We start from the raw sequence: 23,885 nt of genomic DNA, 5'->3' as shown, positions 1-23,885 counted from the left end.
TACACCGGCCGTCCGGGCCTCGACCCGCCGGGCGGCCGGGCCACCCGGGGCCGGTCACGGCTCCCCGGCCGGGCCGTCCGCCTCGTCGCGGAACTCCGTCACCCGCTCCAGCAGGATCGCCTCCCAGGCGTGCCGCAGCTCGGTCCGCAGCAGCGGCAACGGGGCGTCGTCGCGGCCTTCGAGGCGTTCGGCGAGGCGGATCACGGTGTCGCAGCGGGCCAGCCACAGTCCGCGCAGACAGGGACGGGCGCCGTACCCGGCGAGGGTGGCGGCGCGCACGGCGGCCGGGGACCGGACGGCACGCGCCAGGGCGGCGATGTCCTCGGCCGGATCGCCGATCACCGCCTCGCCCCACCCCAGCACGCCGCGCACCCGGCCGTCGGCGCCGACCACCAGATGGTCGGCGGTCAGGCCGTGGTGGACGAGCACCGCGGTGTTCGGCTGGGCGGCGAGCTGCGCCGCGGCCGGACCGGCGAGCTGGGCCATCCGCGTGGGGTCGAACTCGTCGGCCTTGCCGAGCTGTTCGGCGGCGTGCGCGGCCATCCGGCGCAGCGCCTCCAGGGAGCGGGGCGCGGTCCGCGGCACCCCGAGCGTCCCGGCCTGCCGGGCGGGCACCTCGCGCAGCCCGCTGAGCAGCCCGGCCAGATCGTCCTCTCCCAGCGCGGAGACCTGCTGCCCGGCCGTACCGCCGGCGATCCGCCCGTCCAGCGTGTACGTCAGGCCGGGCGCCCACTCGCCGTGCGCGACGCTCGCCGGCACCGCCACCGGCACATGGGGGCGGGCCAGATCGCGCAGCCGCAGCTCGCGCCGCTGGCGCAGGGCGGTGTCACGGTCGGGGGCGAGGCGCAGCACATGGCGGGCGCCGACCCACCAGGTCCAGGGGCCGCCGTCCTCGGCGACGGGCCGGACGTCGGGGCCTGCGGCGGTGTCCGCGCCGTCGGCGAGGAGGGTGCGGACCAGCCGGCGGACGGTGTCCGCGGTGGGTGTCGGTGCCTGGGTCATCGTCGCGCCGTGTCGTGTCGGTAACGGGTGGGGGCGGCCGGGCCGGTCAGTCCACCAGGACCATCTCGCGGGTGGTGTCGTTGAGCCGGCGGCCGCCGTCCCCGGTGACGGTCACGATGTCCTCGATGCGCACCCCGAACCGGCCGGGCAGATAGACGCCGGGCTCCACGGAGAAGCACATGCCGGGCACGAGGGGCTGCTCCTCCCCCTCGATCATGTAGGGCGGCTCGTGCGTGGTGACGCCGATGCCGTGGCCGGTGCGGTGGATGAAGTACTCGCCGTATCCGGCCTCCGCGATGACGGCGCGGGCGGCCCGGTCGATCTCCTGGCAGGCGACGCCGGGGCGTACGGCGCGAAAGCCGGCCTCCTGGGCCTCGCGCACGAGGTCGTGCACGCGGCGCTCCTCGTCGGTGGGTTCACCGACGTGGACGGTGCGGGTGGTGTCGGAGCCGTAGCCGTCCTTGAGACCGCCGAAGTCGAGGACGACCATGTCACCGCGCTCGATGACGCGGTCGCCCATCTCGTGGTGCGGATTGGCGCCGTTGGGCCCGGAGCCGACGATCGTGAAGTCGACCTGCGAGTGCCCGGACAGGCGCAGCAGCCCCGCGAGTTCGGCGCCGATCTCGGACTCGCGCCGACCGCTGAAGGGGACCTTGCGGATCTCCTCGAACGTCGCGTCGGCGGCGGCCGCCGCAGCCGCCACCAGCTCCAGCTCGGCCGCGTCCTTGACGGCGCGCAGCATGGGCAGCGCGGTGGTGAGGGAGGTGTAGGCGGTGCCGGGCAGCGTCTGCTGGAGGCCGAGCAGGTGCATGGCCCAGGCGTTGTCGCTGATGCCGAACCGGCCGGCACGGTCGAGGAGGGCGGCGGTGACGGCGTAGGGGTCCTTGCCGTCGGTCCAGTCGCGCAGGGTCAGCGCGGGCGCGCCGGGGGCCTGCTCGGCGTCCGGGGCCTCCAGGGTGGGCACGACGAGGACGGGGTCCTGGCCCGGGGCGAGGACGAGCAGGGTGAGCCGTTCGGTGACGGCGGTGGGCGCGTAGCCGGTGAGCCAGACCATGTCCGGTCCGGGGGCCACCAGCAGCCCGGCGAGTCCGGCGTCGGCGGCGGCCCGGGCCGCGCGGTCCATCCGGGCCCGGTAGTCGTCGGCGGTGAAGGGCGCGGGCGCGGTGCCGGTCATCCAGGCCTCCCTGTGCGGTCGGGCGTGCGCTGTGGGGCTACGGGCAGCATCCTGCCCGCACGCACGAGGCCGCGCGAGCCGATCGGCCTCACTCGTCCGCGGCAGCTTCCGGCCCGGCCGGTCGGACGGACACGCGACCAGTGGTTTCGGGGGACATAGTAGTGGGCGGGGGTGCGGCGGTGGTCGTGGCCGTCGCCCGGCCGGGGGGCGCGTCCGGCGCTCGGCGAGGGGCGTGGGGGTACTCGGCCGGGGAGTGGGAGCGGCGCTCGGCGAGGGGCGTGGGCGACGTCCGGTGGCGGGAGGCCGCCGGCGTTCGGGGGTGTCAGGGGGCGACGCCGGGGGTGAGCGTCAGCCGGCGGCGGTGGCCGTCGCGGCTGCGTACCGCCACGGTCACCGCGTGGCCCGGGCGGGCGCGGGCGACGGCACGGGAGAGGTCGGCCGCCGAGGCGACCCGGGCGCCGCCGAAGGCGAGCAGCACGTCCCCGCGGACCAGCCCCGCCGCGGAGCCGGGTCCGGGGGTCCGGACGGCGGTCACCCGTGCGCCGGGGCCGGCGTCGTCCGCCGTCTCGATCCCGAGAGCCGTCCGCGGGGGCGACGGCACGGAGCGCGCCGTCGCCGGGGAGCCGACGGCCGCGGCGCCGGTGGCCGGGGCGCCTGCTGTTCGGCCGTGCGCGGTCGTGGAGTCGGGGACTGTGGAGCCCGCGGCGGGCGGGTCACCGGTCGTGGAGCCCGCGGTCGGCCGGTCACCGGCCGTGGAGTCGGCCGCGGACGGGCCGACGGCCGGGCCTCCGGCGGCCGGGGAGCCCGCCGACGCGCCCGTGTCCGTGGGGCCGGACCGGGCCGACGCGGTGCCGGGCGCGACCGGCCCCGTACCCGCCGGGCCGGGTCCCGCCGACGGGACGCCGGGAGCGAACGGGCCCGTGCGCGCCGCACCGGAACCCGCCGGGCCGGACCCGGCCGACGGCGGGCCGGGCACCGCCACCGGCCAGGGCGGCCCGTGCCCGGCCGTGCGGGTCAGGCCGATCACCGTCCCGGCCACCGTGCCGAGGCCGATCCCGGCCAGGAGCAGGAGCAGACCGGCCAGCAGAACGGTCACGACGGCCGCCGCACGACGGCCGCGCCGGGGCGCGGCGGCGGGCGGGAGCCGGTCGGCGGTGGGCGCCCCGCCCCCGACCGGCTCCCGGCCGGGCATGGGCTTCGGGCGCAACACGGTGTGTTCCATCGGTTCTCCTCCGGCCGGGCTCAGCCCGCCGGATCGCGCGGGACGGTTCAGCCGACCGGCAGGACGGGGGCCGGCGGATGGACGGGCAGGCGGAGCCCCGACGGGCCGGCCGGCGGAGCCGACGCCGCCGACCCCTCCGACGGAACCGGCACGGCCGGACCGACCGGCAGCGGAGGGCGGCCCGGCACGGCCGGGGCCGTCGGAGGACGGTCCGGAAGGAAGGCGTGGGCGCGGCGGGACAGCCATTCGTCCTTGTAACGGTCCACCTGCCGGTGCCAGTTCAGGATGCCGGCCATCCAGTTCTGCAGATCGGCGACATAACCCTCCATCGCCGCACGGGCCTCCTCCGACAGCCCGAAGTCGTCGTAGACGACGGGCAGTTCATGGGCGGCCACATGCTCGAACTGGCGCATGCGCTGGGTCGTCAGGTCGTGGACGACGGCGAGCGCGGCCGGGTAGTCGATGCCGAAGAAGGTCTGCACGACGAGGATCGCGTTGTGGATCTCGCCCTCGTACTCGATCTCCTTCTGGTACGAGAACACGTCGTTGAGCAGGCAGGCGTAGTCGATGGCCGCGTTCTCCAGGGAGCGGACCGGGCCCGCGCGGTAGACCTCGGGCGGGATCGCCGGGCCGTGGCCCATCCGGCACAGGCTCAGGGTGAGGTCGGAGCCGAAGGTGGCGCGCCGCATCTCCAGGTAGTCGACGGGGTCGGGCACCCGGTTCTGCATCTGGTTGGCCAGCTCCCACACCCAGCTCTCGGTCATCGAGTCGATGGCGTGCTTCAGGGTGCGGCGCTGGTCGGGGGTCATCCCGGCGGTGGTGCGCGCCCACAGGTCGGTCAGCGCGCGCTCCATCGCGTCGAGGGGCGCGACCGCCTCCTCGCCGTCGACGGGCATGCACGCGGACAGCCGGGCCGTGGTCAGCTTCGCGGCGGCCAGGTCGCGGCGGTGGCCGTAGACCAGCGGGTAGTAGTCGTCGCCGTAGGTGCCGAAGGCGAGCCACTGGGCGCTGAGGTCGAGCGCCTCGGGGGTGGCGTCCGGGTCGAGGCCGGCGGAGCACAGGGCGAGGTCGTAGGCGGCGAGCTTGTCCTCGTCCCACACGCCTTCCTCCAGGATGCCCATGCGGTGGCACCAGTCGAGCAGGGTGGCGCGGGCGCGGTCCAGGTGCGGGCTGAGCGCCAGCGGGTAGGGCATGCGGAAGTCGGGGAGGCGGGAGGGGCCGACCTTCTGGTACGGCACATGGGTGTAGGCGCGCAGGCGTTCGGCGCCGGCCGCCGCGAGCAGCGCGCGCACGTCGGCCGCGGAGGCGCCCGGTCCGGTGGGGCGCTGCCAGGGGTTGTCGGGGCGGGCGCCCTTGTTCATGTACCTGCTGGAGCGCAGGTGCCATTCGTGTCCGCCGGACTGCCAGTCCTGGAGGCCCTTGGTGTACGCGGCGACCGCCGCCATCTGGTCGGGGGTGAGGCCGTGCTCCGCCGCGAGGGCGGGGACCTCGGTGAGCGCGGTGTGCTCGAACTGGTGCAGCCGGGAGGTCAGGACGTCGTTGACGGCGTCGGCGGCCTCCTGGGTGGTGCAGCCGAAGAAGGTCTCCAGGACGAGGACGCCGTTGCTGTTCTCGCCCTCGTCCTCCACCTCGCGCTGGTAGGAGAACAGGTCGTTGCGCAGGTGCACGGCGTCGGAGAAGGTCTCCATGAGGACCCGCAGCGGCCTCGATCCGGCGACCGCGGCGGGGACCTCGGCCGTCGCGTACTCCACGAGCCCCGCCGACCAGGGTGCGCCGCCGACCTTGCGGCGCATCTCGATGTACTCGACGGGGTTGGCGATCCGCCCCTCGTTGATGTTGGACAGCTCCCACATGGACTCGTTCAGCAGGTGCTCGGTGGCCAGCGCGAACCGCCGCCGCCAGTCCTCGGTCATCGACGGCACGGTGCGCGCCCAGAGGTCGGCGAGGCCCGCCTCGACGGGGTTCTGCGGCTCGGGCACGGGGGCGGCGAGGTCCAGCGGCATGAACAGGGGCAGCCGGTCCAGGTAGGCCTTGCCGCCGGCACGGTCCTGGCCGCGCTTGAAGGTCTCCAGGAAGTGGTCGTCGAAGAAGAAGACCCACACGTACCAGTCGGTGATGAGGGAGAGCGCGGGTCCGTCGCAGTCGGGGTGGGTGTAGGCGCACAGCAGTCCGTAGTCGTGCGCGTCGAGGTCGGCCTGCTCCCAGATGCCGGAGCCCTCCAGCATGCCCATCTCGCGCGCCCACTGCGTGGAGTGGGCGCGGGCCTCGTCGAGGTGCGGGTTGAGCCGCGCGGGATACGGCATGTAGAAGTGCGGGAGTTCGAAGGGCTGCTGCGTCATGGCCCGGCCCTACCCGGGACACTCCGGCCGCATCCGCCCGCCCCCCGGTGATCACACCATCGCGTGAATCGACGGCGAAAGGCCCCCCCCTGCGGCGACGGTGGTTCGCGGTGCGACGGGTCACACGGCTCGGGCCTCGCGGGCCAGTTGGGTGGCGAGGCTGAGATAGCGGGGGCGGCGGGGGACCGGGACCAGGCCGCGGATCACGAGGTGCCACATCTCGGTGATCCGGCGCGGCAGCCGCGCCACCGGCTCCAGGGGCCGGCAGGCGAGCCGGGCGCCGACGAGGAAGGAGACGAGGGAGTGCGCGGCGGCGTGCACGTCGATGTCCGGGTGGACGTCGGCCTCCCGGACGGCGCCGAGGAGTTTGCGGGTGACCAGTTCCAGCCATTCGGTGAAGGGGTGGCGCAGCGGCGGACGCACCGCCACTCCCCCGGTGACGAGCCGGAGTTCGGCGCGGGCGATCGGGTTCTCGACGGAGAGCCGGGTGAGCGCGAAGGTGATGCGCATCAGGGCTTCCAGCGAGGGGCAGCCGCGCCCGTCGACCTCGCGCACCGCCTGGCACGCGGCCCTGGACTGCGCCTCCATGATGGCCTGGGCGAGGTCTTCCTTGGCCGCGAAGTGGAAGTACAGGGCACCCTTGGTCACCCGGGCGTGCTCGGCGATGTCGCCGAGGCTGGTGCGTTCGTACCCGCGCCGGTCGAAGAGGTCGGCGGCCGCGGTGATGATGGCCGTGCGCGTCTGCTCGGCGCGTAACTGCCTCGGCATGGACAGAGCACTCCAGGGTGATGACGCACGGGCGTGCAGTTTCGTTTGCTGCATACACACGATAACCCACGCCGCGACACTCCCGACAAGTGTGCCGACAGGAGCAGTTGACCCGGCCATGACCTCGGTCGCCGTGTCCCGTCCACCGCGCCGGCCGCTCACCCCGGGGAAGGCGCCCGCGGTCACGACATTTGCATTGTGAACAACTTTCCCGCGGACCGGAGCGGCGCCGCGCCCCGGGGGGGGCGCCCGCACGGCCGGCGCGGCCCCGTGTCACGGGTCGCGCGAACCGGTGGGCGGCGCAGGAACTTTTCCCGGCCGCCGCCAGTTTCTACGTTGCTGTAGAAACAGACCGGAACACGCACCACGCCCGTACGGCCCGTTCCGTACGGGGCTGACACGACACTTGGAGAGCACATGGCCCTGTGGGACCGCATCAAGGACTCCGCGACGCAGATGCAGACCCAGCTGGTGGCGAAGAAGAACGACCTCAAGAGCGGCGCGTTCCGCGACGCGAGCATGGCGATGTGCGCGCTCGTGGCCGCCGCCGACGGCACCGTGGACCCCTCGGAGCGGCAGCGCGTCGCCCAGTTGATCGCCACCAACGAGGTCCTGCAGAACTTCCCCGCGGACGACCTGCGCCGCCGTTTCGAGGACAACCTGAACAAGCTGACCGCCGACTTCGCCTTCGGCAAGGTAAGCGTCCTCCAGGAGATCGCCAAGGCCAAGAAGAAGCCGGCCGAGGCCCGGGCCGTCGTCCAGATCGGCATCGTCATCGGCGGCGCGGACGGCGACTTCGACAAGACCGAGCAGGCCGTGGTCCGCGAGGCCTGCTACGCGCTGGACCTGCCGCCGCACGAGTTCGACCTCTGAGGCAAGGCCGCCCCGCGGGCGGTACGGGACGGCTCCGGCCGGGGCGGCCGCATCCGGCGGCCGGCCCGGCCCGGGGGTACCCCGGCCGGCCGGGGTGCGCGTCCCGGCCGGGGTGCGCCTCCCGGCCGGGAGGCTCAGATCTCGGCCAGGGTGCGCAGCAGTTGCGTCGCGGCCGTCACGTCCGCCGTCAGCGAGCGGTCCTCGACGCCCGTCGGCAGCGCGGCGTCCGCGACGGCGAACGCACGGACGGACGGCGGCTCCGGATGGAGCCGCAACGCCCTGACGGCGCCGACGAGTTCGCAGGCCAGTACGGTGCCGTAGGCGTCCACCGCGCGCAGGGTCTGCCGGGCCGCCTGGGAGGCGAAGCTGGCGGTCTCCTCCAGGCCGTGGGAGAGCACGGCGTGCCCGGCGGAGGCGGGCGCGGCGCAGTGGCGCAGTTCGGCCAGGGCCGAGTGGGCGGTGTACTCCAGGATCATCGTGCCCGAGCTGCCGGCCGGCCCGACGGCGAGGAAGGCGGGCAGCCCCGTGAGGTCCGGGCGGCCGAGTGCGGTGAGCCGGGCGGCGGAGAACTGCGCGGTCTGGAGGACGGCGAGGTTCAGCGCGTCCAGGGCGAGGCCGACCGGGGCCGCGTAGAAGCCGCCGTGGTGGTGGGCCGCCGTGCCGTCGGGGGCGATCAGCGGGTTCTCCGAAGGGCAGTTGACCTCCGTGCCGACGATGCGGCGCAGTGCGGCGGCGGCGTCGAGGGCGGGGCCGTGCGCCTGCGGGAAGGCCCGGAAGCCGAACGGGTCCTGGATCCGGCGGCCCGGCCGGGGCGCCCGGCCGGGTGCGTCCAGTAGCCGCCGCACCTCGGCCGCGGCGCGGGCGACGCCGGGGTACGGGCGCAGGGCGTGCACCTCGGGGGCGTACGCCTCCAGGGAGCCGGAGACCGCCGCGAGCGACAGGGCCGCCACCGCGTGCGTGGCCCGCAGCAGTACTTCGAGGTCGTGGCAGGCGAGCGCGGCCTGGGCGAGGGTGAGCGCGTTGCTGCTGAGCAGCGCGAGCGCGTCACCGGGCCGCGGTACGACCGGGGCGGGCAGTTCGGCGGGGGCGGCGGACCCCCGGTCGCGGTGCCAGGGGCGTTCGCCGATCAGGGTCAGGCCCATCTGGGCGAGGGCGGTCAGATCGCCGGTGCCGAGACCGCCGTACTCGTTGACCGCGGGGTGGACGCCGAGGCGCAGGGCCTCGGTGAGGGCGGTGACGAAGGCGGGCTGGATGCCGGAGCCGCCGGCCAGCAGCTGGTTGGCGCGGACAGCGAGCAGGGCGCGGATCTGCCGGACCGGGAGGACCGCACCCGCGCCGCCCGCGTGGCTGCGCAGCAGCCGCAGCCCGTGCGCGGCCTCGTCCCCGGCGGCCACCGGCACCGAGCGGTGGGCGCCCACGCCGGTGCCGCGCCCGTACAGGCGGCCGGTGACGGCGAGCCGGTCGGCCGCCCGCCAGGAGCGGTGCGCCCGCTCGTACGCCTCGGGCGGGACGACGGGCACGGCCGCGCCGTCGGCGATGCGGACCAGTTCGGCCGGCTCCAGCCCGCGGCCGTCCAGGACGACCTCGTCCAAAACGGCTTCGTCCCGGGCGGCCGGGTCCGGGGCGGAGTCGCCGTCGCCGTCGCCGTGCTCGCGGCCGGGGCCGGTGCCCGGGCCCCGGAAGACGTGGATGGTCCCGTCGCCGGGGACCACGTAGACGTCGCCGTGGCGCGGGGCGGCCGCTTCGCCGTCGGCACGGCCGGGCCGGGCCTCCCCGCCGGGGGAGGCCGCGGGCGTCCGGTCCCTGCCGTCCGCGGTCGTGTCCACGTGCCGTGTCCGCTCGTGCCGGTGGCGGCTCAGATCAGTCCGGCGGACTTCAGCCAGGCCTGGGCCACGTCCATCGGGTCCTTGTTCTGCTGCTGCACCTGGGTGTCCAGGTCGAGCAGGGTGGCCGTGTCCAGCTTGGCGGAGACCGCGTTGAGCGCGTCCACGCCCTTCTGGTCGAGTGCGCTCTTGTAGACGAGCGGCTGGACGTTCTCGAACCCGAAGAGGTTCTTCGGGTCCCGGAGGACGACGAACTTCTCCTTGGCGATGGTCGTGTCCGTGGTGAACAGGTCAGCGGCCTGCACGGTGTTCTTCTTCAGCGCCGCCTGGGTCAGCGGGCCGCCCGCGTCCAGCGCCTTGAAGGACTTGAACTCCACGCCGTAGACCGTCTTCAGGCCCTCGAGGCCCTGGTGGCGGGTCTGGAACTCCGGCGAGCCGCCGATGACCAGGTCCTTGGCGGCGGCCTTGAGGTCGGCGATGGTGGACTTCTCGGTCAGGTCGTACTTCTTCGCCGTGTCGGCGTTGACCGTGACCGAGTCCTTGTTCTGCGCCGGCGCCGGGTCCAGCAGCGTCAGCTTGGGGTCGAGCTTGGCGTTGATCGCGGCCGTGGTGGCGGCGACCGACTGCGGGGCGGCGTCCTTGTCGAGGTAGGCCAGCAGTGCGCCGTTGTACTCGGGCAGCACGGTGATCGAGCCGTTCTTCAGCAGCCCGTACGTGGTCTCGCGGCTGCCGATGTTGGGCTTGTAGGTGACCTTGACGCCCTTGGCCTTCAGCGCCTCGCCGTAGATGTCGGCGAGCAGGATGGACTCGGCGAAGTTGTTGGACCCGACGACGACGCTGTCGCCGCTCGCCTTGCCGCCGCCCTTGAGCGGGTCGCTGCCGGAATCGCCGTCGGAGGACGACGAACACCCGGCGACCAGGGCCGCGGTGGCGGCGAGCGCGACGGCGAGCGCGCCGGTGTGCCTCGTGCTGGACCTGGTGTTCTTCGCGTTAGGAGTCACAATTCCCGTTCCGGGCTCAGAGGTTGGTGAGGGCATGGCGGTGGCGGGTGCGCGCGGCATGCGGGTGCCGCACCGTACTGATCCAATCCAGCCGCTTCTCGGTCAGTCAAGGGCCACCGGGTCACCGATTGGCTTCGATCGACGGTCAGTTGTGAAGCTCGTACGGACGCTTCGTAACCCATTCTTGACATGGGACGAGCCGGGTCCGCCCGCCGGAACGGTAGATTTCACCGGAGTCGACGTCGGCCACAGCGGTGCGCAGGGGCCGCTTCGGCGCCCACGCGTCAACGCCGTCACGTCCGTTCCGGGTGGAGACACCCTTCGAAGGAGGCCCGGTGTCCACGAGCCAGGTGGACGCGCCCGACCGGTCGGCCCCGCCGCCCACGCCGCCCGGCAGTCGCGGCATCCGGGGATTCGCCGACCGGTGGCCCTTCCGGCGCAAGCTCAACGTCCTGGTCGGGGTGCCGCTCGCCGTGGTGGCCCTCCTGCTCGCCTACCTCATCACCGGCCAGGCCGGCCAGGCCCGGGACGCGGCCGCCGCGGCCCAACTGGTGCGCGACAGCGCCCAGGTGGCGGCCCTGGTGGACCGGGTGGAGGCCGAGCACCAGCAGGCCGTCCTGCTCTCCGTGCGCTACGAGGCCGCGGGCGCCGACGGCCGCCCCTCGGCCGTCGCCTACCGCAGGGCGCAGGCCGCCGTGAAGGCCCAGGTCGCGGTCGTACGACGGACGTTCGGCGACCGACTGCCGGACACCGAGGCGCAGGCCCTCAAGGAGATCGAGGGTCTGAGCAGCCTGCGCGACACCATCGAGCAGAGCTACCTGCCCGCGGACAACATCGACCCCGCCTACACGGGGGCCGCCAGGTCCCTGATCGACGGTCTCGGCCTCGACCGCAACGCGGCGCTCGCGGCCACCTTCACCGGCAACCTGCTGGACTCCCTGCTGCGCGCCGACGCCGCCCACAGCTCCTTCGAGACCAGTGTCTTCTCGGCGACGACCGGCGACACCAACGCGCTCATCGAGTTCACCGCCGCGGTCGGCTCCTACGACCTGTACCTCTACCAGGCCGACCGCTTCGCCCGGTTCGCCACCCAGGAACAGGCCGACCGGCTCGCGGAGATGGAGCACAGCGCCGCGCAGCGCGAGATCGCCGAGGCGTACGCCGAGCTCCAGATCGACCCCAGCGCCTTGCAGGCCAACAGCCCCGAGGAGGTGCGGCGCGCGTTCCAGGACGCGCTCGCCGACTACCGGGCCTACCCCGAACAGGCCGCGAACCGGTTGAAGATCGCCTCCTCGCTGATCGACGAGATCGCCGACTCCGCCGACGACGCCTCCTCCGACGCCTGGTGGCGGGCCGCCGCGCTGCTGGCCTCGGCCCTCGTCGGCTTCCTGCTGTGGCTCGCCTTCTCGGTCGCCGTACGCCGCTCGGTCATCCGGCCCGTGCAGGCGCTCACCGGTGCGGCACAGGAGGTGTCCGCCGCCACCAGCCGGGAACTGGCGCGGGTGGCCGACGACGACGCCGACGACAGCGGCCCGCCGCGGCTGCGGGACGTGCCGGTCACCGCGCGCGACGAGATCGGCGACCTCGCCGAGGCGTTCAACCAGGTGCAGACGACCGCCGCCGCGCTGCTGGAGCGGCAGGTGCTCAGCCGCCGCAACGTCGGCGAGATGTTCGGCAACGTCGGCCGCCGCGTCAGCAACCTGACGACACGTCAACTTGCGCTGATCGACGCGGTGGAGCGCGGCGAGACCGATCCCGCGCTGCTGGAGCGCCTCTACTCCATCGACCACATCGCCGTCCGGCTGCGCCGCAACGCCGACAGCCTGATGCTGCTGGCCGGCATCCGCGAGACGGTCCTGGACTCCGGTCCCACCGCTCTGACCAACGTGGTGCGCGCCGCGCTCGGTCAGATCGAGGGCTACCAGCGGGTACGGCTGTACGCCGAGACCGAGGTCATGGTGGAGCCGGACATCATCGGCGACCTCACGCTGATGGTGGCCGAACTCCTGGAGAACGCCGTGTCGTTCTCCCCCGAGGGGAGCACGGTCGAGGTCAGTGTGCGGCACGGCGGCGAGGGCGCGTCCATCGCGATCGCCGACCACGGCCTGGGAATGAGCGCGGAACGCCTGGCCGAGGAGAACGCCCGGCTGATCCGGCGCGAACGGCTAGACGTCGTGCCGACGAAGGTGCTGGGCCTGTTCGTGGTCGGCGCGCTCGCCCGCCGCTGGGAGGTGGGCGTCACCCTCTCCCGCACTCCGGGCGGCGGCGTGACGGCCGAGGTGCTGATCCCCTCCTCGCTGCTGCTGACGATGAGCGCGGTGGACGCCGCCGTCCCGGCCGCCCGGCCGGAGGCCGCCGGCCACGGCGCCCCGGCCGGCCCGGCGCCCGGCGCGACCGACCGGCCGGCCTCCGCCACCGCCGAGGTCCCCGCCGCGCGCCCGCCCGCACCGAGCCCGGCAGCCGTGGAGAACGCGGCCGCCTCCGGCTCGGCCACGCCGCAGGCGGGAGCGTCGAGCCCGGCCCCACCGCACCCGGCCGTACCGGAGACCGCAGTACCGGGCACCGCCGCGGACCCGGCGGTCCCCGCCGCGCCGCTCGCCGCCGAGGCGGACGAGCATGCCCGCGCCGGTGACGGGGACGGTCAGGCGCGGCCGCTCCCCCGCCGGGTCCCCCGGCGCGAGACCGCGCCGGACGAAGGCGTCCCGGGCGGTCCGCTCCCGTTCATCCCCCGCGCCCGCACGGAGTCCACCCCGTCCGCAACGACAACGGACACCGCACCCCGCACAGCTCACGGCACGGCACCCGGCGCCACCCGCGGCCCGGTCCCGGGCGCCGCCTCCGGCTCCACCTCGGGTGACGCGCCCCGCACCGCGGCGGGCGCCGTCCCCGGTGGCGCGCACGGCGGCGCCTCCGCTGCCGCCCCCGGTGCCACTCCGGGCAGCGCGCCCCGTGCCACCGCGGACACCGCGCCGAGCCACGCGCCCGGCACCACTCCCGGTGCCGCGCCGAGCCCCGTACCGGGCACCACTCCCGGTGGCGCACCCCGCACCACCCCCGGCACCGTGCCCAGCGGTGCGCCCGGCACCATGCCCGGTGCCGGACCGGGCGCCGCCCCCGGCACCGCCGCCGACGCCGGCTCCCGCCCCCTGCGGCGGCGCGTGCGCGGCGCCACCCTGCGGACGACCGCCGACAGCGCCGCCGCGCAGGCGGCGCGCGCGCCCGTGCCGCAGGCCGACGCCGACGCCGTGCGGTCCGCGCTGGAGGAGTTCGAGGCCGCGGTGGAGCGCGCCCACCGCGACACCGGCGCCCACCGCAGGCCCGAGCCGCCCGACGCGTCGGACACCGCCCCCACCGACACTCCCCGTACGCAGCACCGGAACGACCTCCCGGAAGGAGCCGAGCAGTGAGCACGTCGACAGGTGACAACCCGACGGAAGGCACCGCGCCGACCGATCTGCAGGCCGCCGCAGCAGACTTCACCTGGCTGCTCAACCGCTTCGCGACCGAGACGGCGGGCGTCGTGGACGCCATCGCCGTCTCCTCCGACGGACTCCTGATCGCCGTCTCGCAACTGCGCGAGCACGCCGACTCCGAGCGGCTGGCCGCCATCGTCTCCGGCATCACCAGCCTGGCCGCCGGGGCCTCCGGCAACTACCGCCTGGGCGCCCTCAACAAGGTCATCATCGACCTCGAGGGCGGCCACGTCCTGGTCTCCGCGATCGGCAGCGGCGCGGTGCTCGGCGTGGTCACCGACAAGGAGGCCAAGCTCGGCAACATCGCCTACGAGATGACGCTGTTCGCCAACCGCGCCGGCGCGGCGCTCAGTCCGCAGCTGGTGCTCGAACTGAAGAACAGCGTCGGCGCCGCGGCCAGGCGCTGACCGGCCGAGGCCGGCCGAGGAAGGAAGAAGGACCCATGGCGGACGGCCCCGCGCCCCCGGGCCCCGACCCGGTGGGCCCCGCTCCCGCCGTGCGGCCGTTCCTGGTCACCGCCGGCCGGGTGGCGCCCACCGCGGCCGGCCGGCCGGTGCCGGTGGAGACCCAGGTGGTGGCCACCGTCGCCGGTCTCGCGGCGCTGGAGGCTCTCTCCTTCGAACAGCACGACATCGTCTCCGCCTGCCGCAGGCCGCAGTCCATCGCGGAACTGGCGGCCCGGCTGCGGCTGCACCTGAACGTGGTGCGCATCCTCGCCGAGGACCTGCGCGCCGCCGGCCATCTGACGGTGCACGTGCCCGACACCGGCGCCACCCACGACGCGTCCGTCCTGCGCAGGGTTATCGATGGCCTGCGGGCCATCCCCGACTCCCGGGGGGTTACTCCGTGACACCGACCGAACAACTCGTCCGCGGGGTCCCCGCGGGCGACCAGCCCGCCGTCCGTCCGCCGCTGCCCGTAAAGATGGTGATCGCGGGCGGCTTCGGCGTGGGCAAGACCACCGCCGTCGGCTCCATCTCCGAGATCGAGCCGCTCACCACCGAGGCCGCCATCACCGAGGTCGCGGCGGGCGTGGACGACCTCACCCACACCCCGCGCAAGACCACCACCACGGTGGCGATGGACTTCGGGTGCATCACCATCGACCCGACGCTGAAGCTGTACCTGTTCGGCACGCCCGGGCAGGAGCGGTTCGGGTTCATGTGGGACGACATCGTGGAGGGCGCGGTCGGCGGGCTCGTCATCGTCGACACCCGGCGGCTGGACGACTGCTACGCCGCCGTCGACTACTTCGAGCACCGGGGCATCCCGTTCGCGGTGGCGCTCAACGCCTTCGACGGCCGGCTGGAACACTCCCTGGAGGACGTCCGCTGGGCGCTGGACGTCTCCGAGCACGTCCCGCTGGTCGTCTTCGACGCCCGGGAGCGCGCCTCCGTACGGGACGCCCTGCTGGTCGTCCTGGAGTCGGCGCTGGCGGCGAACGGCGGCTGAGCGTGGGTCCGCCCAGGACAGGGGACAGGCCGTGGCCCGGCCGCCCGACGGTCCGTGGGGGGCGCAGGGCAGCGCCAACGCCCCCCCCCGCCGCGTCCCTCACGCCCCGCGCCGCACCCCCCGGGACACCGTGAACCGGTCCGCGGCCCAGAACAGCACCAGCGTGGCCAGCGCCAGCGCGGCGACCAGGCTCGCGCCGCCCACCACCTTCTCGTAATCGCGCTGGTAGAGCCCGTCGATGATGTAGCGGCCGAGGCCGCCGATGCCGACGTAGGCCGCGATGGTCGCCGTGGAGACGATCTGGATGGCGCCCGAGCGCAGACCGCTGAGGATCAGCGGGAGCGCGACGGGCAGTTCGACCTGGAGCAGGATGCGCGACTCCTGCATGCCCATGCCCCGGGCGGCGTCCACCGGCGAGGGGTCCACGGAGCGCATCGACTCGTAGGTGGTGACCAGGATCGGCGGGACGGCGAGGACGACCAGCGGGACCATGACCGGCAGCAGGCCGAAGCCGACCATGATGGTCATCAGCACCAGCAGGCCGAAGCTCGGCAGGGCGCGGGCGGCGGTGGCGAGGAGGGCGAGGGCGTTGCCGCCGCGGCCGTAGTGCCCGGTGACCAGGCCGACCGGCAGTCCGATGGCGGCGGCGACGGCGAGCGCGATCAGGCAGTAGCGGATGTGCTCGGCCAGCCGGGTGGGGATGCCGTCGTAGCCGTGCCAGTGGGCGCCGTCGCTGAAGAAGGCGTTGACGAAGTGCAGCACGTTCACCGGGCGGCCTCCTCGGCGGCGGACGCGGCCGGCTCCGGCCGGACCTCGGCGGCGGTCCTCGACCCGCGCCGGCCGGCGCCGCGCGGCATCCACGGGGTCAGCACCAGCCGCAGCAGGACCAGGGCGGCGTCCACGAGGATGGCCAGGGCCGCCGTGGTGAGCACGGAGTTCCAGGCCAGTTCGGGCCGGTGGTAGATGTTGGCGTCGTTGAGCAGGTTGCCGAGCGCGCCCTGGTTGCCGATCAGCATGCCGACGCTGACCAGGGAGATGCTGGAGACGGCGGCCACCCGCAGTCCGGCGATGATGGCGGGCAGGGCGATCGGCAACTGCACCTGGAAGTAGCGCCGCACCGGGCCGAGGCCCATCGCGGTGGCGGCGGCGAGCGTCTCCTGCGGCACCGAGCGGACGCCGTCCACGATGGCCGGGACGAGAACCACCAGGCTGTAGACGGCGAGCGGGATCATCACGGTCAGCTCGGTCTGTCCGGTGTAGTCGATGAGGACCACGAAGACGGCCAGCGACGGGATGGCGTACAGGATCGTCGTCACACCCAGGACGGGCGCGTACAACCAGCGGAAGCGCACGCACAGTTGGGCGATCGGCAGGGAGAGCACCAGGCCGGCCAGGACCGGCAGCAGGGCCTCGCGCAGATGCAGCCCGATCAGGCCGAACCAGTCGTGCTGGAGGTCGCTCGGGAGGTCGAAGAAGCGGTTCATCGGGCGGCCTTCGCCTCGGCACGCCCCTCGGCGTGGGCGCCCCGGATGGCCTCGCCGATGGTCTGCTGCGAGACGACGCCGACCGCCCGGCCGGTGCCGTCCACGGCGACCGCCCAGCCGGTGGGCGAGAGCACGGCGCAGTCCAGGGCGGCGCGCAGGGACTCCTCGCCGTGCGCGAAGGGGCGTCCGCAGGACAGGAGCCGGTCCGTGTCCACCGCGCCGGCGGTGAGGTCCTCGGGTGCGCTCCAGCCCAGCGGCCTGCCGTCGAGGCCGGTGACGAGGAGGTAGGGCACGTCCCCGGCGGCTCGGGCGGCGATCTGCTCGGCGGTGGAGTCGACGGCGACGATCGGCTCGGTCCTCAACTCCAGTGCGCCGCTGCCGAAGAAGGACAGCCGGCGGATGCCGCGGTCGGTGCCGAGGAAGTCCTCCACGAACGCGTCGGCGGGCTCGCTCAGCAGCTCAGCGGGGGGCGCGTACTGCGCGAGGCGGCCGCCGGTGCGCAGGACGGCCACCATCGTGCCGAGCTTGACGGCCTCGTCGATGTCGTGGGTGACGAAGACGATCGTCTTGCCCAACTCGTCCTGGATGCGCAGCAGCTCGTCCTGGAGTCCCTTGCGGACGACCGGGTCGACGGCGGAGAAGGGCTCGTCCATCAGCAGGACCGGCGGGTCGGCGGCGAGCGCCCGGGCCACGCCGACGCGCTGCTGCTGGCCGCCGGAGAGCTGGTAGGGGTAGCGCTTGGCGAGCGCCGTGTCGAGGCCGACGCGCTCCATCAGCTCCGCCGCCCGGGCACGGGACTTCTGCTTGCTCCAGCCGAGGAGCCGGGGCACGGTGGCGATGTTGTCGACGATGGTGCGGTGCTGGAAGAGGCCGGCGTTCTGGATGACGTAACCCATCGACCGGCGCAGGGTGTTGACGGGCTGTTTCCTGATGTCGGCGCCGTCGAGGAGGATGGCTCCCTCGCTCGGTTCCACCATGCGGTTGATCATGCGCAGGGTGGTGGTCTTGCCGCAGCCGGACGGTCCGACGAGGACGGTGATCGAGCGGTCCGGTATGTCGAGCGACAGCCGGTCGACCGCCACCGTGCCGTCCGGGTACCGCTTGGTGACTGAATCTATGCGTATCAAGACGCCGAATACCCTTCGGGTGTCTGGCAGTAGCTGCCCGCTCTCGGCCACGGTCACGCGGGCCGTTGCGCCAAGAGTCTAGACGTCCCGGGTCGGGGCGGTCGGCGAGCACCCCTACGGGGCGGCCCTGTTCGCAGGACCGCCCCGTATCCGGAGGCGAGGTGGGGCGTCAGTGGGCGCCGGGGCCCCCGCTGCCGAAGGAGCCGCTGCCGCCGGGCGCCCAGCGGTGCCGGTGCTGGTCGTCGCTGCGCCGGGTACCGGCGGCGTGCAGTTCGTGCGGCAGGAGGCGCTTGCCGTCCTCGCACTCCACCTCGTCCGGCTCGCGCATCTCACTGATCTCCTCGATGGCGCCGGTGACCGGAAGACGCGGCTGCTCGTCCGCCTCGGGCCGGTCCGGTTCCCGGCGCATCACGCCGATGCCCATCCCGACGGCCCACAGCAGCGCGCACACGATGACGAGTCCGCCGACGAAGGCGCCGACGACCGCCCACACGTGCGGTCCCGCGGCCAGTACGACATAGGAGGCTGTGACCATGTTTTCCACCCGCCTCTGCGGAGGTGTCCATAAGGAGCGGTGGTGCCGGTGACACCACCTCTGCCCCACATTGTCCCACTTCGGTCAGGCGCCGCCAAGCGGTGTGGATCTGGTCCGGCCCGGTCCCGCAGGGCCCCGTAGGGCTCCGCACAGCACGGTGGGCCGGGGCGGTCGCCGCCCCGGCCCACCGTGGTGGTGCCGCCGCTCAGCCCTCGGCCGGGGTCAGCCGCAGGGAGATGCTGTTGATGCAGTAGCGCTGGTCGGTCGGGGTGGGATACCCCTCACCCTCGAACACGTGTCCGAGGTGCGAACCGCAGCGGGCGCAGCGGACCTCGGTGCGCACCATCCCGTGCGAGCGGTCCTCCAGCAGCTCCACGGCGTCGGTGTCCTTCGGGTCGAAGAAGGACGGCCAGCCGCAGTGCGACTCGAACTTGGTGTCGGAGGTGAACAGTTCCGCGCCACAGGCCCGGCAGGAGTACACGCCCCTGGTCCTGGTGTCGGTGTACTCGCCCTGGAAGGCGGGCTCCGTGCCGGCCTGGCGGAGCACCGCGTACTCGGCCGGGGTCAGCTCCGCACGCCACTGCTCGTCCGGCTTCTCCACGTCGTACGACATGAGCCCTCAGCCCCTCAGTTCTCGGTCAGTCGGTCCAGGATGCGCGGGCCGAGGTCGGTGACGTCGCCCGCGCCCATGGTGAGAACGAGATCACCGGCCTTCGCCATTCCCGCGACCACGTCCGGGACCTCGGCCTTGTCGTGGACGGCCGTCACATCGGCGCCGGCGGCCCGCGCGGCCTCGATGATCAGCTCGCTGGTGACGCCGGGGACCGGGTCCTCGCGGGCCGGGTAGATGTCCAGCACGGCGGAGGCGTCGGCGAGGGTGAGCGCCTGGCCCATCTCCTTGCCCAGCTCCTGGGTGCGGGAGAACAGGTGCGGCTGGAAGACGACCAGGATCCGGGCGCCGCCCGCCGCGGCCCGCATCGCCTCCAGGTCGGCGGTCATCTCGGTGGGGTGGTGGGCGTAGGAGTCGATCACCTGGACGCCGGCGGCCTCGCCCTTGAGCTGGAGGCGCCGCTTCACGCCGGTGTAGGCGGCCAGGGCGGGGGCCAGCTCGGCGGCCGGGATGCCGAGGGCCGCTCCGGCGGCCAGCGCGGCGACGGCGTTGTGCGCGTAGTGCCGGCCGGGCACGGACACCGCGAAGGTCAGCTCGACGCCGTCCAGCAGGACGGTGACCTCGCTCTTCAGGCCTTGCGGCACGACCGACAGGACGCGCACGTCGGCGTCGGCGGACTCGCCGTACGTCACCGTGCGCACCGAGCCGGCCAGGCGCCGGGTCAGCTCGCGGGCGCCGTCGTGGTCGGCGGAGATCACCAGCGTGCCGCCGGGGACGATCTTCCCGGCGAAGGTCTCGAAGGACTCGTAGATCTCGTCCATCGAGGCGTAGTTGGCGTGGTGGTCCAGCTCGACGTTGAGGACGATGGCGACCTCGGGGGCGTACTTGTGGAAGCTGCGGTCCGATTCGTCCGCCTCGGCGACGAAGATCTCGCCCGTGCCGTGCAGCGCGTTGGAGCCGGGGGCGTCGAGGTCGCCGCCGATGGCGTACGACGGGTCCAGGCCCAGCTCGGTGAGGGAGACGGCCAGCATGGAGGTGGTGGTCGTCTTGCCGTGGGTGCCGGCCACCGCGATCGGCCGCAGGCCCGCCATCAGCGCGGCCAGCGCGTCGGAGCGGTGCACGACCGGGATGCCCAGCTCGGCCGCGCGGACCAGCTCCGGGTTGTCCTGGCGGATCGCCGAGGAGACGACGACGCAGCTCGCGTCGTCCGCGAGGTGCTCGGCCGCGTGCCCGACGTACACGGTGGCGCCCTGCGCGCGCAGCGCGTCGGCGGTCGCGGAGTCCTTGGCGTCACTGCCCGTCACCCGGGCGCCGCGCTGGGCGAGGATCTTGGCGATCCCCGACATCCCGGCCCCGCCGATGCCGATGAAGTGCGGTCGGTCCATGGCGGTTGGAAGGCCGGGTGCCATGCGCTTTTCTCCCCAGGTGGTGCGGCTGCGGTACGACGGTGCGCGCGCCGCCTGCGCGGGGCGCCGCCCCAGCCTAAGCCTTGCTGTGCGAGAACAGCTTCAGGACCGGTACGCCGACCTGGTGGCGGGCGCGCGAGGCCCAGTCGCGGTGGAAGAACTCCTCCACGTAGTGCGGGTCGGTCAGGACGATCACCTCGTCGGCGCCGACTTCGGCGACCAGGGCCTTGAGGGCATCCAGCGGATGGTCCTCGACCAGCCGTCCCGCGGCCTCCCGGCCCGAGGCGCGCAGCGCCCGCAGGGACACGTCCAGGGCCTGCTCGCCCTGGCCCCTGGCCTCCTCGCCCTCCGGGGTCCCGCCCTCGCGGGCGGCCTCGTCGATCTCGCCGAGCGCGATGTCGTCGATGGCCCGAAGGAGCCGGTCGGCCTGGTCGCCACGGGGCTGGAGCAGCACATGGAAGAAGACCGGCTCGTCCCCGTGCAGGGTGGTGACGAACTCCACGTCGGCGGATGTCAGGGCCTTCTCGATCATCAGTACGCTTGTGAACACCGGGCGCCCTTTCTCCTCGGAGGGCCCATGCCCTCGCACTGCCTCCGTGGGCCGGAACCAGCCCCCGCAGAAACCATCCTGCCCCGTGATCGCGCACGTATCGCCGGGAATTGGTGTACCCGTCACCAAGTAAGCGGAATGAGCGACTCCGGTTGCCGCGCTCCGGTGCGCCGACGTGAACGCCCCGGCGGGACGAGGAACGCCGGGGTGAGGTCCCCGTGCGCCGGCGCGTCCTCCCTGGTCGGAAACTCCTCCGGTCCACCGCTCCCCCGCCGCCTGCCCGCCGCTCCCGACCCGCGCAGGGCGCGCGGCCGGCGGGCGCGGTGCGCTACGCGGACAGAGGGGCGCGGAGGCGCGACGACGCCGGGTGCGCCAGGTGACGCGGGGCGGGTGTTCGGTTGGCGGGGGCAGGTGCGTCGGTGACCCGGGGTGCCGGCCGCCGGGGCCGTCACGCCCGCCGGTAGCTGGTGAACAGGAATCCCTCCTCCTCCAGGACGGAGGCGAGGGCGAAGCGGCGCGGGACGGCGACCGCGGGGCCGCCCGCGATGCGCTGGGCGTCGCCCGCGGTGAGCATCGGGGAGACGGTCAGGCACAGCTCGTCGAGGACGTCGGAGGCCACCAGCTGGCCGAGCAGCCGCGGGCCGCCCTCGGTGAGCAGCCGGGTGTGCCCCAGTGCGGCCAGGGCCCGTAGCGCCCGCACGGGGTCGATGCCGACGCCGTCGCCGGCGATCACCACCCGGGCGCCGGCCCGCTCGGCCTCGGCGATCCGGTCCGGGTTCGCGGCCGCGCCGGTCAGGACCAGCGTGGGCACCGGCGGCGAGGTGAACAACGGGAGCGAGAAGTCCAGCTCCAGACCGGCGGTGACGACCGCGATCGCCGGGGCGGGCCCCTGCCCGGCCGCCTCCCGCAGCGCGGCGAACTCCGCACGCGCGCGGGCGGGCCGGTACCCCTCCTGCCGTACGGTCTCCGCGCCGACCACCACGACGTCCGCGAGAGCCCGCAGGGTGCCGAAGATCCGCATGTCGGCGGCGCTGGAGATGGGCTGCGAGCGGCCCTCGTGCTGGGCGGCGCCGTCCAGCGTGGACACCATGTTGGCCCGCAGCCACGGCTCGCCGCCCCGCCTGTCCGGCGCCGGGTAGGCGTAGGCGGCGGCCAGCTCGGCGAGGGACCACTCCCGGTCCGCCGCGGCGCCGGCCGCGCCGGCGCGATCGGCCGTACGGTCCCGGCCCGGGTCCTGGGCTGCTGTTTCGTCGGTCACAGGGAACAGGCGTCGCATGCCGTGCAGTGTTCCACGCCGCTTACCATGGGGAACCGTGTCCTCTTCCACAGCCGCCGCCGGGACCAGCCCCGTGACCGAAGCCGCCCCGCTCTCCCTGTGCGCCCGCGAGCCGCACGTACCGGCGGACCGGCTGGTCGCCGAGATGGTGCCGCCGCCGCGCTTCGACGCGGTGCGCTTCGCGACGTACATCCCGGACCCGAACCAGCCCAGCCAGACGGAGGCGGTGCGGGTCCTGGAGGGCTTCGCCGCCGGGCTGGACGGGGCGTCCGCGGGCGGTGGCAGGCGCGGTCTGTTCGGCTTCGGCCGGAGCAAGGCGCCCAAGACGCCGGCCGGCCCCCGCGGGGTCTACCTCGACGGCGGCTACGGCGTCGGCAAGACCCATCTGCTGGCCTCCCTGTGGCACGCCACCCCGGCCGAGCCCGACCGCAAGGCGTTCGGCACGTTCGTGGAGCTGACCAACCTCGTCGGCGCCCTCGGCTTCCAGAAGACGGTCGAGACCCTGTCGGGCCACCGGCTGCTGTGCATCGACGAGTTCGAGCTGGACGACCCGGGCGACACGGTGCTCGTCTCCACGCTGCTGGGCCGCCTGGTCGACGCCGGCGTCGCGCTGGCCGCCACCTCCAACACGCTGCCGGGCAAGCTCGGCGAGGGCCGGTTCGCGGCGGCCGACTTCCTGCGCGAGATCCAGGGGCTGTCCGCGCACTTCAGGGCGCTGCGCATCGACGGCGAGGACTACCGCCACCGCGGACTGCCCGAGGCGCCGACGCCGTTCAGCGACGAGCAGGTGACCAAGGCGGCCCACGCCTCCGCGCACGCCTCGCTGGACGACTTCCCGCAGCTCCTGGACCACCTGGCCAAGGTGCACCCGAGCCGCTACGGCGCGCTGACCGACGGAGTCGGGGCGGTCTGCCTGACCGGGGTGCGGCCGGTGCCGGACCAGTCGACCGCGCTGCGTCTGGTCGTGCTCGCCGACCGGCTCTACGACCGCGAGGTGCCCGTCCTCGCCTCCGGGGTGCCCTTCGACCGGCTGTTCAGTGAGGAGATGCTGAACGGTGGCTACCGCAAGAAGTACTTCCGCGCGATATCGCGGCTGACCGCGCTCGCCCGGGACGCCAAGGGGCTCGTCGAGGGCGGCGCCTGAGCCGGACGGCTGGGCACCGGCCGGACAGCGGGCGCCCGAGGGCCCGCCGGGAGATCGGATCGCGCCAAACAACCCGCGCTTTTCGGGCGCTCTCGACCACGTAACGTGCCGTTGACCCTGCAAACGACTCCGCACCGCTACCGTGTCTCTTGACCATTCATTGACCAAGTCTTGGTCGTTACGAGAGACATCGGGTGTGCGGAGGGGGGCGCATGAGGCGAGGCCCAGCGGTCAGGACCGTGCTCGCGTTCCTCGCCGCCGCACTGCTGGCGCTGCCCTTCTCCGCGCCCTCCCCTTCCTTCGCATCCGCACAGACATTCGGTCACGTCCGGGCCGAGGAGCGGCCGCCCACGGCGCCCACCGGCGCCGCGCCGCGCGAGGAGCGCGCCGGCGGCCGCGACTGCGGTCCCGCCGGCCACGGCCCCACCGGGCCCCTGCGCGTCCCGCGTGACCGCCACCGGACCTCCGACTCCGGCCCCCGCACCCCCGAACCCCCCGCGCCCGGCCCCGGCCACACCGCCGCCCACGAGGCGGCGGCGCCCGGTGCCGGGTACGCCCGCGCATCGAGACCGGCCCCCGGCCGTACCCCGGCCGCGCTCCAGGTCTTCCGCCGCTGACCGGCGGGG

22 protein-coding genes are annotated in these 23,885 nt (G+C 74.2%); 7 read left to right on the top strand and 15 right to left on the bottom strand.

The annotated features are described in order from the left end of the window. Positions 1 to 54: 54 nt before the first annotated feature. From AB0N63_RS00740 to AB0N63_RS00720, 5 genes are all read right to left on the bottom strand, one after another. Positions 55 to 1,002 (bottom strand): aminoglycoside phosphotransferase family protein, encoded by a 948-nt coding sequence (locus AB0N63_RS00740; RefSeq protein WP_365522147.1) that lies wholly within the window; start codon positions 1,000 to 1,002, stop codon positions 55 to 57. A 46-nt stretch (positions 1,003 to 1,048) separates the two neighbouring features. Then, positions 1,049 to 2,176, bottom strand: a complete 1,128-nt coding sequence (locus tag AB0N63_RS00735) for an aminopeptidase P family protein (RefSeq protein ID WP_365522144.1) — start codon at positions 2,174 to 2,176, stop codon at positions 1,049 to 1,051. Between the two features lie 322 nt (positions 2,177 to 2,498). After that, positions 2,499 to 3,398 (bottom strand): PDZ domain-containing protein, encoded by a 900-nt coding sequence (locus AB0N63_RS00730; protein ID WP_365522142.1) that lies wholly within the window; start codon positions 3,396 to 3,398, stop codon positions 2,499 to 2,501. Between the two features lie 47 nt (positions 3,399 to 3,445). Continuing rightward, the gene (gene cyc2 / locus AB0N63_RS00725; RefSeq protein WP_365522140.1) at positions 3,446 to 5,737 is read right to left on the bottom strand and encodes a germacradienol/geosmin synthase Cyc2; all 2,292 of its coding nucleotides are present in this window, start codon (positions 5,735 to 5,737) and stop codon (positions 3,446 to 3,448) included. A 120-nt stretch (positions 5,738 to 5,857) separates the two neighbouring features. Beyond that, the gene (locus tag AB0N63_RS00720; RefSeq protein WP_365522138.1) at positions 5,858 to 6,505 is read right to left on the bottom strand and encodes a ScbR family autoregulator-binding transcription factor; all 648 of its coding nucleotides are present in this window, start codon (positions 6,503 to 6,505) and stop codon (positions 5,858 to 5,860) included. Between the two features lie 417 nt (positions 6,506 to 6,922). On the opposite strand from AB0N63_RS00720, the gene AB0N63_RS00715 reads away from it, so the two are divergent. Beyond that, positions 6,923 to 7,378: a TerB family tellurite resistance protein gene (locus tag AB0N63_RS00715; protein ID WP_365522135.1), complete on the top strand. Its 456-nt coding sequence runs from the start codon at positions 6,923 to 6,925 to the stop codon at positions 7,376 to 7,378. Positions 7,379 to 7,512: 134 nt separating this feature from the next. On the opposite strand, the gene AB0N63_RS00710 is transcribed toward AB0N63_RS00715, so the two are convergent. Together AB0N63_RS00710 and AB0N63_RS00705 are read right to left on the bottom strand one after the other, a co-directional pair. Next, positions 7,513 to 8,970: an aromatic amino acid ammonia-lyase gene (locus AB0N63_RS00710; RefSeq protein ID WP_365522889.1), complete on the bottom strand. Its 1,458-nt coding sequence runs from the start codon at positions 8,968 to 8,970 to the stop codon at positions 7,513 to 7,515. 263 nt (positions 8,971 to 9,233) lie between these two features. Further along, positions 9,234 to 10,202 (bottom strand): ABC transporter substrate-binding protein, encoded by a 969-nt coding sequence (locus AB0N63_RS00705; protein ID WP_365522132.1) that lies wholly within the window; start codon positions 10,200 to 10,202, stop codon positions 9,234 to 9,236. Between the two features lie 335 nt (positions 10,203 to 10,537). Here AB0N63_RS00705 and AB0N63_RS00700 point away from each other — a divergent pair, with 335 nt between their 5' ends. From AB0N63_RS00700 to AB0N63_RS00685, 4 genes are read left to right on the top strand one after another with little or no spacing between them, the layout of a single operon-like run. Continuing rightward, the gene (locus AB0N63_RS00700) at positions 10,538 to 13,609 is read left to right on the top strand and encodes an ATP-binding protein (protein WP_365522129.1); all 3,072 of its coding nucleotides are present in this window, start codon (positions 10,538 to 10,540) and stop codon (positions 13,607 to 13,609) included. Beyond that, positions 13,606 to 14,082: a roadblock/LC7 domain-containing protein gene (locus AB0N63_RS00695; RefSeq protein ID WP_365522126.1), complete on the top strand. Its 477-nt coding sequence runs from the start codon at positions 13,606 to 13,608 to the stop codon at positions 14,080 to 14,082. Before AB0N63_RS00700 ends, AB0N63_RS00695 begins: the two co-directional genes overlap by 4 nt. A gap of 35 nt (positions 14,083 to 14,117) precedes the next feature. Next, positions 14,118 to 14,525, top strand: coding sequence for a DUF742 domain-containing protein (locus AB0N63_RS00690; protein WP_365522123.1), 408 nt, complete (start codon positions 14,118 to 14,120; stop codon positions 14,523 to 14,525). Next, a complete protein-coding gene (locus AB0N63_RS00685) occupies positions 14,522 to 15,127 on the top strand; it encodes an ATP/GTP-binding protein (RefSeq protein ID WP_365522120.1) in 606 nt (201 codons plus the stop codon). Before AB0N63_RS00690 ends, AB0N63_RS00685 begins: the two co-directional genes overlap by 4 nt. 99 nt (positions 15,128 to 15,226) lie before the next feature. Here the strand turns inward: AB0N63_RS00685 and AB0N63_RS00680 are convergent, their stop codons facing one another. From AB0N63_RS00680 to AB0N63_RS00645, 8 genes are all read right to left on the bottom strand, one after another. Then, positions 15,227 to 15,895 carry an ABC transporter permease gene (locus AB0N63_RS00680; RefSeq protein WP_365522117.1) on the bottom strand — a complete coding sequence of 223 codons (669 nt, stop codon included), beginning with the start codon at positions 15,893 to 15,895 and terminating at the stop codon, positions 15,227 to 15,229. Further along, positions 15,892 to 16,611: an ABC transporter permease subunit gene (locus AB0N63_RS00675; protein ID WP_365522114.1), complete on the bottom strand. Its 720-nt coding sequence runs from the start codon at positions 16,609 to 16,611 to the stop codon at positions 15,892 to 15,894. Before AB0N63_RS00675 ends, AB0N63_RS00680 begins: the two co-directional genes overlap by 4 nt. Continuing rightward, entirely contained in the window at positions 16,608 to 17,738 is a 1,131-nt protein-coding gene (locus AB0N63_RS00670) for an ABC transporter ATP-binding protein (RefSeq protein ID WP_365522111.1), read from the bottom strand. The genes AB0N63_RS00675 and AB0N63_RS00670 overlap by 4 nt, the downstream gene beginning before the upstream one ends. Before the next feature lie 169 nt (positions 17,739 to 17,907). Further along, complete coding sequence (locus AB0N63_RS00665; RefSeq protein ID WP_019981783.1) at positions 17,908 to 18,273, bottom strand: DUF6479 family protein; 366 nt, start codon at positions 18,271 to 18,273, stop codon at positions 17,908 to 17,910. 205 nt (positions 18,274 to 18,478) lie between these two features. Beyond that, positions 18,479 to 18,886, bottom strand: a complete 408-nt coding sequence (gene msrB, locus AB0N63_RS00660) for a peptide-methionine (R)-S-oxide reductase MsrB (RefSeq protein WP_365522107.1) — start codon at positions 18,884 to 18,886, stop codon at positions 18,479 to 18,481. Positions 18,887 to 18,900: 14 nt separating this feature from the next. After that, positions 18,901 to 20,292 carry a UDP-N-acetylmuramate--L-alanine ligase gene (murC, locus tag AB0N63_RS00655; RefSeq protein ID WP_365522104.1) on the bottom strand — a complete coding sequence of 464 codons (1,392 nt, stop codon included), beginning with the start codon at positions 20,290 to 20,292 and terminating at the stop codon, positions 18,901 to 18,903. 73 nt (positions 20,293 to 20,365) lie between these two features. Beyond that, the gene (locus AB0N63_RS00650) at positions 20,366 to 20,839 is read right to left on the bottom strand and encodes an indole-3-glycerol phosphate synthase (RefSeq protein ID WP_365522101.1); all 474 of its coding nucleotides are present in this window, start codon (positions 20,837 to 20,839) and stop codon (positions 20,366 to 20,368) included. A 448-nt stretch (positions 20,840 to 21,287) separates the two neighbouring features. Next, on the bottom strand, positions 21,288 to 22,115 hold the full coding sequence (locus tag AB0N63_RS00645; RefSeq protein ID WP_365522098.1) for a pyrimidine reductase family protein: 828 nt from the start codon (positions 22,113 to 22,115) through the stop codon (positions 21,288 to 21,290). A 37-nt stretch (positions 22,116 to 22,152) separates the two neighbouring features. Here AB0N63_RS00645 and zapE point away from each other — a divergent pair, with 37 nt between their 5' ends. Then, entirely contained in the window at positions 22,153 to 23,259 is a 1,107-nt protein-coding gene (gene zapE / locus AB0N63_RS00640) for a cell division protein ZapE (RefSeq protein WP_365522095.1), read from the top strand. A gap of 212 nt (positions 23,260 to 23,471) precedes the next feature. Beyond that, entirely contained in the window at positions 23,472 to 23,876 is a 405-nt protein-coding gene (locus AB0N63_RS00635) for a hypothetical protein (RefSeq protein ID WP_365522092.1), read from the top strand. The last annotated feature ends 9 nt before the right edge of the window (positions 23,877 to 23,885 follow it).

Source organism: Streptomyces sp. NPDC093260 (genome assembly GCF_040683715.1).
Lineage (GTDB): Bacteria > Actinomycetota > Actinomycetes > Streptomycetales > Streptomycetaceae > Streptomyces > Streptomyces sennicomposti.
The sequence above is the reverse complement of the archived record's forward strand: the minus strand, read 5'-3'. Positions and strand labels throughout refer to the sequence as shown.